General features: G+C 43.3%; 3 protein-coding genes. All 3 read right to left on the reverse strand.

The window, feature by feature from the left end; genetic code table 11:
* Positions 1-138 precede the first annotated feature (138 nt).
* The gene (locus tag PX481_RS07155; RefSeq protein ID WP_002759643.1) at positions 139-264 is read right to left on the reverse strand and encodes a hypothetical protein; all 126 of its coding nucleotides are present in this window, start codon (positions 262-264) and stop codon (positions 139-141) included.
* A 55-nt stretch (positions 265-319) separates the two neighbouring features.
* Complete coding sequence (locus tag PX481_RS07160; protein WP_288025454.1) at positions 320-1,945, reverse strand: dipeptide ABC transporter ATP-binding protein; 1,626 nt, start codon at positions 1,943-1,945, stop codon at positions 320-322.
* Positions 1,946-2,193: 248 nt separating this feature from the next.
* The coding region (patD, locus tag PX481_RS07165) for a heterocyst frequency control protein PatD (RefSeq protein WP_288094149.1) at positions 2,194-2,453 on the reverse strand (260 nt) is incomplete at its 5' end.

Here is a 2,453-nt window from a genome sequence, read left to right on the forward strand (position 1 = left end):
CTGAATCACTGATAACTGATAAGTGGGTGGGTGAAATTAAATATAAGATGAACGTAGGTTGGGTTGAAGCATGAAACCCAACGCCCGCATGGGTTACGCTACCGCTAACCCATCCTACAAATAATTGTGCCTCCCTACTTATAATTTAATCGCTTCATTAATTAAATTATTATATTCTTTTTCAGGATAATCACTACTCGCCAACCATCGATCGAGAAGTTGCATGGTATCTTCAGGGAGAGTTATCTGAAGTTGTCTGGCCATTTTGTCTTTCCTAACCATATCTAGACAATAACAATTATAAGCCCCTAGAGCGATTTTAGTTGCTGTCAGGATAAATTCTCGGGGCGGCGGCGATTAATTTTTGGGTGTAGGGGTGTTGGGGATGGCTAAAAATCTGTTCAGTGTCACCCATTTCAACAATTTTACCCGCAGTCATCACCGCAATTCGATCGCAGAGGAATCTCGCTAACCAAAGATCATGAGTTATAAATAAATAAGTGAGATTAAATAACTTTTGTAACTCTAACATTAACTCTAAAACCTGTGTCTGAACACTAGCATCGAGCATACTAACCGGTTCATCACAAATAACTAATTCTGGACGAGTAATTAAAGCGCGAGCAATGGCTACCCTTTGCTGTTGTCCCCCCGATAACTCCCTAGGATAGCGTCGATAAAATTCCTCTACCGGTGTCAAACCGACTCGATCTAACATTGTTAAAACCTGTTTTTTAGCCGTTTCTAGATTAACTTTTTGATGGATAAAAAGCGGATCAGCGATACTTTCTCCCACCGTCATTAAGGGATTGAGACAAGCGAGGGGATCCTGAAAAATCATCTGCATTAAGCGCCGTTTTGGACGCATTTTTTCCGCCGACAAAGGGGTTAAATCTTCTCCTAAAAATTCCACTTTTCCCCCGGTGGGTTTAATTAACTGTAATAGGGTTCGCGATAGGGTACTTTTCCCACACCCCGACTCCCCAACTAAACCGAATATTTCCCCTCGATACAGTTCAAAATTGACTTCATCCACCGCTTTAATAAATTTCTTTTCTTTCTTTAAAAAGCTATCTAAAAAGTTACCTTCTAGGGTATAATACTGTTTTAAATTATCCACCTTTAACACCGTTTCCTTGCCTTGAATTGCCGTTGATTTTTCCTCCCGTAGCTGTAGGTGTAAAGCGGCGGCCAAAAGAGAACGAGTGTAGGGATGTTGAGGCGCTTTAAAAACTGTTTTTACCAATCCCGATTCGACAATTTTGCCCCCCTTCATTACCGCTAATCGATCGCAATATTCTCCCACCATCGCTAAATCATGGGAAATTAACAATAATCCCATCTGTTCCTCGCTACATAAACGCTTTAATTCCCGCAGAATTTCCGCCGAAACCGTCACATCTAAACTGGTGGTGGGTTCATCGGCAATAATTAACTTAGGGTTTAATAATAAAGCTAAAGCAATGGCCACTCTTTGCCGCATTCCCCCGCTAAATTCGTGAGGATATTGGGACCAACGATTAGCGGGAATTTTCACTTTTTCTAGGACAGTACAAGCTTGACTTTTAGCTTGACGATAGGTTAAATTTCCCCGATGAGCTTGCAAAGTTTCCACACAATGATCGCCAATAGTCATCAGCGGATCCAGTCGCGTCATCGGATCTTGAAAGACTAATCCCACCGCTTCCCCGCGAAACTTTTCTAACTGTTTGCTAGATAAAGATAAAAGCGATCGCCCTTCAAAGGTAATCTCACCTTCCACGTGAGTGCGATTGGGTAATAACCTTAAAATAGCCTTACCGATGGTCGATTTTCCACAACCAGATTCACCCACTAATCCCAGAGTTTCCCCTTTGCCTATACTAAAAGACACCCCATCGATCGCCCAAGCGGGAGAACTTAATTCTGTCGGGTAGGCAATTTTTAGGTCTTTAATTTCCAACATGACGCGATCGGTAACGATAAAAGTTAGGACTTAAGTAAGTAGTTATAATTAAATCGAAGATAGATTTTGCCTCTGATCCCCCCTGCCCCCCTTGATAAGGGGGGTGCCGATCCCCCCTGCCCCCCTTGATAAGGGGGGTGCCGATAGGCGGGGGGATCCCCCTTGATAAGGGGGGCATCTGATAATTTTTAACGCCTACCTACTTAGGGTCAAGTATGCCACACAAACGGCGATCGAGCATTTAATTACTAATCGACAACTGACCCTAACAAAACCCGACAATACCCCTTTAAAGTCGCCACTCGCTCGCTAATTATCTGTAAACGTTTCTCCCGTCCTTGCCGCGCCGAGGCCAAAAATAACCAATCCGTCTCCAGCAATCGCCACGATCGATATAGTTCCGTCTGGAGCGTGCGCCAACGATTAGCCACCTCTGGGCTGAAATTGTCATCATTTAGTGACAATATCTCCCCTTCTAGACAGGTTTGTAAAGCTTGAAAAGATTGTA

It is taken from the genome of Microcystis sp. M53603_WE2 (assembly GCF_030065435.1).

Coding starts and splice junctions, on each gene's coding strand:
- PX481_RS07155 (WP_002759643.1), bottom strand. CDS start 264: ATGGCCAGACAACTTCAGATAACTCTCCCTGAAGATACCATGCAACTT.
- PX481_RS07160 (WP_288025454.1), bottom strand. CDS start 1,945: ATGTTGGAAATTAAAGACCTAAAAATTGCCTACCCGACAGAATTAAGT.